The 7,471-nt window shown below is 70.5% G+C and carries 6 protein-coding genes; all 6 read left to right on the top strand.

What is annotated here, in order from left to right; genetic code table 11:
- Window positions 1-186 precede the first annotated feature (186 nt).
- The 6 genes from H0I76_RS09790 (at window position 187) to H0I76_RS09765 (ending at window position 7,466) form a co-directional block, all read left to right on the top strand.
- On the top strand, window positions 187-1,320 hold the full coding sequence (locus H0I76_RS09790; RefSeq protein ID WP_200609684.1) for an MHYT domain-containing protein: 1,134 nt from the start codon (window positions 187-189) through the stop codon (window positions 1,318-1,320).
- Between the two features lie 149 nt (window positions 1,321-1,469).
- On the top strand, window positions 1,470-2,300 hold the full coding sequence (locus H0I76_RS09785; protein ID WP_200609683.1) for an FAD binding domain-containing protein: 831 nt from the start codon (window positions 1,470-1,472) through the stop codon (window positions 2,298-2,300).
- A gap of 11 nt (window positions 2,301-2,311) precedes the next feature.
- Window positions 2,312-2,806, top strand: coding sequence for a (2Fe-2S)-binding protein (locus tag H0I76_RS09780; protein WP_200609682.1), 495 nt, complete (start codon window positions 2,312-2,314; stop codon window positions 2,804-2,806).
- Window positions 2,803-5,223 (top strand): aerobic carbon-monoxide dehydrogenase large subunit, encoded by a 2,421-nt coding sequence (locus H0I76_RS09775; RefSeq protein WP_200609681.1) that lies wholly within the window; start codon window positions 2,803-2,805, stop codon window positions 5,221-5,223. The genes H0I76_RS09780 and H0I76_RS09775 overlap by 4 nt, the downstream gene beginning before the upstream one ends.
- Before the next feature lie 198 nt (window positions 5,224-5,421).
- The gene (locus H0I76_RS09770; protein ID WP_200609680.1) at window positions 5,422-6,279 is read left to right on the top strand and encodes an AAA family ATPase; all 858 of its coding nucleotides are present in this window, start codon (window positions 5,422-5,424) and stop codon (window positions 6,277-6,279) included.
- Entirely contained in the window at window positions 6,279-7,466 is a 1,188-nt protein-coding gene (locus H0I76_RS09765; RefSeq protein ID WP_200609679.1) for a vWA domain-containing protein, read from the top strand. The genes H0I76_RS09770 and H0I76_RS09765 overlap by 1 nt, the downstream gene beginning before the upstream one ends.
- Window positions 7,467-7,471: the final 5 nt, after the last annotated feature.

Raw genomic sequence — 7,471 nt, 5'->3', positions numbered from 1 at the left:
CACAATACCGGCAACAACGGCCCCGGCGGAACTCGCCGGGGAGGTCCGAGGGACGCGCCAGTGCCACGGCCGAGACCATGGCGCGACCGCCATGGCCCTTGTATAGTCGGCGCCATGCCAGTGCCGAAATCCATGCGAGGCCGGTCCTCTCGATGATGTGGCGCCTGCGATCGGGGCGATGACGGGATGCTGGTCGTCAGCTACAGCCCACTGCTTGTCGGCGCGGCGGCGCTGATCGCGCTGATGGCCGCCTTCACCGGCCTGAGCCTGACGAACGGCCTCTCGCGCCTTCCGGCGGCGCGGCGCAAGCCGATGATCGTCAGGGCCGCGATCGTGCTGGGCGGCGGCGTGTGGTCCACCCATTTCGTGGCAATGCTGGCGCTCGACCTGCCGGTCGAGGTGTTCTACGACCCGGTGCTCACGCTGGCCTCGGCGCTGATCGCGATCCTGATGGCCGGGGCGGCGCTCCTGCTCCTGCATTTCGGGTCCCGCTCGGACCGGCGCATCGCGCTCGCGGGCGCAATCATGGGCCTCGGCGTCGTCGCGATGCATTATTCCGGCATGTATGGGCTCAGGGGCTGCGCGCCGGTCTTCGGCGCCACCGGCTACCTGGTCTCGACCACGCTTGCCGTGCTGATCAGCTTCGGCGCGCTCAAGATCGCCTATGGCGAGCGAACGCTCAGGGGCATCGCCATCGGCGCGGTGATCTACGCGCTCGCGATCCTGGCGATGCATTTCTCGGCGATGGCCTGGACCGGCTTCGTCGCGATCGAGGACCTGAGTGTCTCGGCGCCGCTCGTCTCCAACCACATGCTGGCCATGCTGGTGGTGTTCGCGGCCTTCCTGATCTGCGGCGCCTTCCTGCTGACGACGGCGACGCTGGGCGAGCTTGCGGCCGCCACGGGGCAGGCCGCGGGCGAGGCTTCCCCGCCCTCCGCGCCGGCCGCCAGTTCCACACCGGCCGATCCCGCGCCCGCTGCACGGCGCCCGACCCGCCTGCCCTACGAGCGCGACGGCCGCACCTTCTTCACGCCGCTCTCCGACGTGATCGCGATCCGGGCCGATGGCCGCTACACGCGGCTCCTGCGCGCCGACGACGCGGTGTTCTGCCCGCTCCCGATCAACCGGCTGGCCGAGGATCTGAGCGGCGGCGGGTTCCTGCGCACCCATCGCAGCTACCTGGTGAACCTCTCCTACGTGCGCGGATTCGAGCGCAAGAAGGACCAGGGCGCCTGCCTCTTCGACCCAAAGCTCAAGGTGCCCCCTGTCCCGGTGAGCCGCGCGAACCTTCCGCTTACGATGAAGGCGATCGGCATCTGATTTCGTCATTCGTGCGCGCCAGGCGCATCTCGTGCAGCGCCGGCGCAGGACGGGCAGCCGGGAATTGCCTTGGCGCGCGCCGGGGTTATCGACTCGTCGGATAACGAGAACGGCGCCGCATGCGCCGGCAACAGCGGAGGAAATGAGCCTTGATACCGGGAGCCTTCGAGTATCACCGCCCCGAGACGCTGGGCGAGGCGACGGGCCTCTTGTCCCAGCTTGGCGACAGCGCCCGCGTGCTGGCGGGCGGGCACAGCCTGATCCCGATGATGAAGCTGCGCATGGCCGCGCCCGAGCACCTGATCGACCTCGCCGCCATCGCGGATCTGAGGGGCATCGCGGTGGGCGACGACATCCGCATCGGCGCGATGGTGACGCAGGCCGAGCTTATTGCCCATGACGGGCTGGCAGCGGCCTGCCCGCTGCTGCGCGAGGCGGCGCTGCAGATCGCCGACCCGCAGGTCCGCTATGTGGGGACCGTCGGCGGCAACGTGGCCAATGGCGACCCCGGCAACGACATGCCCGGTTTGATGCAGTGCCTGGGCGCGCGCTACAGCCTCGCCGGGCCCGGCGGGACGCGCGAGGTCGCGGCGCGGGATTTCTACATCTCGGCCTACGAGACGGCGCGCGCCGATGACGAGATCCTGACCGGGATCCTGGTCCCCCACCCCGCGCCCGGCACCGGCTACGCCTACGAGAAGCAGAAGCGCAAGATCGGCGACTACGCCACCGCGGCGGCCGCCGTCACCATCGGCCGGAACGGCGCCTCGGTGGCCATGACCAACCTCGCCGACCGGCCAATCTGGTCCGAAGCCGCTGGCAAGGCACTGGCGGCGGGAGACGCGGCAGGCGCGGTCGCGGCTGCCCTGGCCGAGATCGACCCGGGCGACGACAACCGCGGCCCGGCCGAGTTCAAGCGCCATGTCGCGGGCGTCATGCTGCGCCGCGCGATCGACCGCGCCCGCGCGCGGATGGGTTGAGGGAGGGCGACATGGCGAAGATGCACGTCAAGATGACCGTCAACGGCACGCAGGTCGAGGCGCTGGCCGAGCCGCGCACCCTGCTCATCCATTTCCTGCGCGAGGAGCTGGGCATCACCGGCCCGCATATCGGCTGCGAGACCTCGCATTGCGGTGCCTGCACCGTCGACGTCGACGGGCGCTCGGTGAAGTCCTGCACCATGTTCGTGGGCCAGGCCAACGGCGCCAGCGTCACCACCGTCGAGGGGCTGGTGAACCCTGACGGCTCGCTCGGCGTGCTGCAGGAGATGTTCCGCGAGCATCATGGCCTGCAATGCGGCTTCTGCACGCCGGGCATGATCACCCGCGCGCATCGCCTGCTGCAGGAGAATCCGAACCCCTCCGAGGAAGAGGTCCGCTTCGGCATGTCCGGCAATCTCTGCCGCTGCACGGGCTACCAGAACATCGTCAAGGCGATCATGGCCGCCGCGGCCGTGCTGCGCGGCGAGAAGGAGGCCGCGGAATGAACGAGATCACCCCCACCCCCGCCGAGCGCGCCGAGAAGCTCAAGGGCCTCGGCAGCAGCCGCAAGCGCGTCGAGGACGTGCGCTTCACGCAAGGCAAGGGCAACTATGTCGACGACATCAAGCTGCCCGGCATGCTGTTCGGCGACTTCGTGCGCTCGCCCTACGCCCATGCGCGCGTGGTCTCGATCGACGCCGAGGCCGCCAAGCAGGTGCCGGGCGTGGTCGCGGTGCTGACCGCGGCCGACCTGGCGCCCCTGGGCCTGCACTGGATGCCCACGCTTGCGGGCGACAAGCAGATGGTGCTCGCGGATGGCAAGGTCCTGTTCCAGGGCCAGGAGGTCGCCTTCGTCGTCGCCACCGACCGCTACGCCGCGGCCGACGCGGTCGAACTGGTCGAGGTCGACTACGAGGAGCTTCCCGTCGTCACCGACCCCTTCAAGGCGCTCGAGCCCGACGCACCGGTGCTGCGCGAGGACATCGCCGACCAGAAGGAAGGCGCCCACGGCGCCCGGCGCCACCACAACCACATCTTCACCTGGGAGCAGGGCGACCGCGAGGCGACCGAGAAGGTGCTCGCCGAGGCCGACGTCGTGGCCGAGGAGATGATCTACTACCACCGCACACATCCCTGCCCGCTCGAGACCTGCGGCTGCGTCGCCTCGATGGACAAGGTGAATGGCAAGCTGACCGTCTGGGGCACCTTCCAGGCCCCGCACGCGGTGCGCACCGTGGCCTCGCTCATCTCGGGCATTGCCGAGCACAACATCCGCATCATCAGCCCCGATATCGGCGGCGGCTTCGGCAACAAGGTCGGCGTCTACCCGGGGTACATCTGCTCGATCGTGGCCTCGATCGTGACCGGAAAGCCGGTCAAATGGGTCGAGGACCGGATGGAGAACCTGATGGCCACCGCCTTCGCCCGCGACTACTGGATGCAGGGAAAGATCGCGGCGACCAAGGACGGCCGGATCACCGGGCTCTGGTGTCACGTCACCGCCGACCATGGCGGCTTCGACGCCTGCGCCGATCCCACCAAGTTCCCGGCGGGCTTCTTCAACATCTGCACCGGCAGCTACGACATTCCCGTGGCCTGGCTCGCGGTCGATGGCGTCTACACCAACAAGGCGCCCGGCGGCGTCGCCTATCGCTGCTCGTTCCGCGTGACCGAGGCGGCCTACCTGATCGAGCGCATGATCGAGGTGCTCGCCATCAAGCTGGGCATCGACGCGGCCGAGCTGAGGCGCAAGAACTTCATCCGCAAGGACCAGTTCCCCTACCGCTCGGCACTGGGTTGGGAGTATGACTCGGGCGACTACCACACCGCCTGGGACAAGGCGCTCGCCGCCGTCGGCTACGAGGACCTGCGCGCCGAGCAGGCCGACCGGGTCGAGTCCTTCCGCCGCGGCGAGACGCGCAAGCTGATGGGGGTCGGGCTCACCTTCTTCACCGAGATCGTCGGCGCGGGACCGGTGAAGAACTGCGACATCCTCGGGCTTGGCATGTTCGACAGCTGCGAGATCCGCATCCACCCCACCGGGTCGGCGATCGCGCGCCTCGGCACCATCAGCCAGGGCCAGGGCCACGCGACGACCTTCGCTCAGATCCTTGCCTCGGAAATCGGCATCCCCGCCGACAACATCACCATCGAGGAAGGCGACACCGACACCGCGCCTTACGGCCTCGGCACCTACGGCTCGCGCTCGACCCCGGTGGCGGGGGCGGCGACCGCGATGGCGGGGCGCAAGATCCGCGCCAAGGCGCAGATGATCGCGGCCTACCTGCTCGAGGTGCATGACGACGACGTCGAATGGGACGTCGACCGCTTCGTGGTCAAGGGCGCGCCCGAGCGGTTCAAGGCCATGGCCGAGATCGCCTTCGCGGCCTACAATCAGGCGATCCCGGGCATCGAGCCGGGGCTCGAGGCGGTCAGCTACTACGACCCGCCGAACATGACCTACCCCTTCGGCGCCTATGTCTGCGTGGTCGACGTGGACGTGGACACCGGGCAGGTCGACATCCGGCGCTTCTACGCCCTCGACGATTGCGGGACGCGGATCAACCCCATGATCATCGAGGGACAGGTGCATGGCGGGCTGACCGAGGCGCTGGCCATCGCCATGGGGCAGGAGATCGCCTATGACGAGCTTGGCAACGTCAAGACCGGCACGCTCATGGACTTCTTCGTGCCGACCGCGTGGGAAACCCCGCATTACGAGACGGACTGGACCACGACCCCCTCGCCACACCATCCGATCGGCGCGAAGGGCGTGGGCGAAAGCCCCAATGTCGGCGGCGTGCCCTGCTTCTCGAACGCGGTCAACGACGCCTTCCGCGCCTTCGGCCATGTCCATGCCCACATGCCGCACGACCACTGGCGGGTCTGGAAGATCGCCCATGATCTCGGTCTGCACGGCTGAACGCGGGGCGGCGTCGCGCCCCCGCATGACCCCGGCCTCCGGGCCGGGGCACCGGCGGCCCGAGGGCACGCCGGCTGAAGGGTCCGCCGCGCCCCGCGCGGCGATCCGGCCGCCCCCGCCGTGGCGCGCCGCCCCTGCCCCCCCGGCGCCCCCGGCGAACGATCCGCGCCCGCCCGAGCCCGCCCACAGGCGCGCGCAATGAGCTTCCGCGAGCTTCAGGCCAGCCTCGCCCAGACCGGCTATGTCGCGGATGACGCGCTGGCGATGGCGCTCCACCTTGCGCTCGCGCTCGGCCGCCCCTTGCTGATCGAGGGACCGGCAGGCGTCGGCAAGACCGAGATCGCCAAGGCGCTGGCAGCGGTGAAGGGCGCGCGGCTGATCCGGCTCCAGTGCTACGAGGGCCTCGACGCCGCGGCCGCGATCTACGAGTGGAACTATCAGCGCCAGCTCCTCGCCATCCGCGCCGCCGAAGGCATGGGCGAGGACGCCCTGTTCACCGAGAAATACCTGCTCAAGCGCCCCCTTCTCGAGGCGATCACGCAGGCCGAGGCGCCGGTCCTGCTGATCGACGAGATCGACCGCGCCGACGAGGAGTTCGAGGCCTACCTGCTCGAGATCCTGTCGGACTTCCAGGTCACGGTGCCCGAGTTCGGCACCATCACCGCCACCTGCCGGCCGATGGTGGTTCTCACCGCGAACGGCACGCGCGACCTCTCGGACGCGCTGAGGCGGCGCTGCCTCTACGCTCATGTCTCATACCCCTCGCCCGAGGCCGAGCTCGCGATCCTGGGGCTGCGCGCGCCGGGGCTCGAAGCCCGGCTCGCGCGCCAGATCGTCAGCGTCGTGCAGGCGTTGCGGCACGAGGAGCTCGAGAAGAAGCCCGGCATCGCCGAGATGCTCGACTGGGCGGCGGCACTGTCCGGGCTCGGGATCAACGACCTTTCCGACGATCCCGCCGCGGTTCAGGCCAGCCTCGTCTGCCTGCTCAAGACCGCCGGCGACCGCGACGCGGTGCCGCCCGAGCTGCTGGCGCGGCTGATCGGGCGGGCCGCGTGATGCGCACAACCCGTTTCCCCGCCCGCGCCTCGGGCATCGCCGAGCGGGTCGCGGGCTTCATCGCCCATCTCAGGCTCAACGGCATCGTCGCGGGCCCCGGCGAGACCGCCGACGCGCTCGCGGCGCTCGGCCATGTCGCCGCCCTCGACCCCGCCGAGGCGCGGCTCGCCTTCCGCGCCGTGCTGGCCCACGACGTCGAGAGCGCAGGCCGATTCGACGACCTCTTCGACGCCTACTGGTTCAACGCGGGCCGCACGCGCGGCGGCGAGGAGCACCGTGCCGCGCGGGTCACCCCGGCGCAGCGCCCGGCACTGTGGCGCGCGCATTTCGGCGACGACGCGACCACCCCCTCGCCCGGCGCCGAGGCCACGGGCCCCGACGACAACGACAGCGAGGCCGACGGCACCGATGGGCGCCTGATCGCCACCCGCACCCGATCGCTGGTGCAGCGCGACCTGCGCGGATTGATGGACCCCGAGATCCTGGCCGCCGCCGAGCGCGTGGCGCATGACCTCGCCCGTTGCCTGCGCGACCGCCGCTCGCGCCGGCGCCGCGCGGCGAAGCGGGGCGCGGCGCTCGACCTCAGGCGCGTGTTGCGCCGCAGCCTGGCGCGCGGGGGCGAGCCGCTCGACCTCTTCCGCCGCCGCCGGCCCGACCGCGCGATGCGGATCGTCGCGCTTTGCGACGTGTCGGGCTCGATGACCGCTTATGCCCGGGTCTTCCTCGCCTTCCTCAAGGGGCTCATCGACGCCGACACCACTGCCGACGCCTACCTCTTCCACACGCGGCTGATGCGCGTGACCCCCGCGATGCGCGACCGCGATCCGCTGCGCGCCGCCGCGCGGCTCTCGCTGATGGCGGAAGGCTTCGGCGGCGGCACGAACATCGCCGGCGCGATCGGCGCCTTCTGCGATGCGCACGCCGCGCGGGCGGTGAACGGGCGCACCGTGGTCCTGATCCTCTCGGACGGCTACTGCACCGGCACGCCCGGCGAACTTGCCGCCGCGCTGCAGCGGCTCGGCCGAAGGGCCGGCCGGATCGTCTGGCTCAATCCGCTGGCCGGCTGGCAGGGATACGAGCCCGTCGCGCGCGGCATGGCCGCGGCGCGGCCCCATCTCGATGCGCTTCTGCCCGCGAACAGCATCGCCTCGCTGGCCGCGCTCGAGCCCGAATTCGCGAAGCTCTGAGAGGC

Origin of the sequence: Thermohalobaculum xanthum, from assembly GCF_016623495.1 — a bacterium.
GTDB lineage: Bacteria > Pseudomonadota > Alphaproteobacteria > Rhodobacterales > Rhodobacteraceae > Thermohalobaculum > Thermohalobaculum xanthum.
This window is presented reverse-complemented; position numbering and strand designations above follow the sequence as displayed.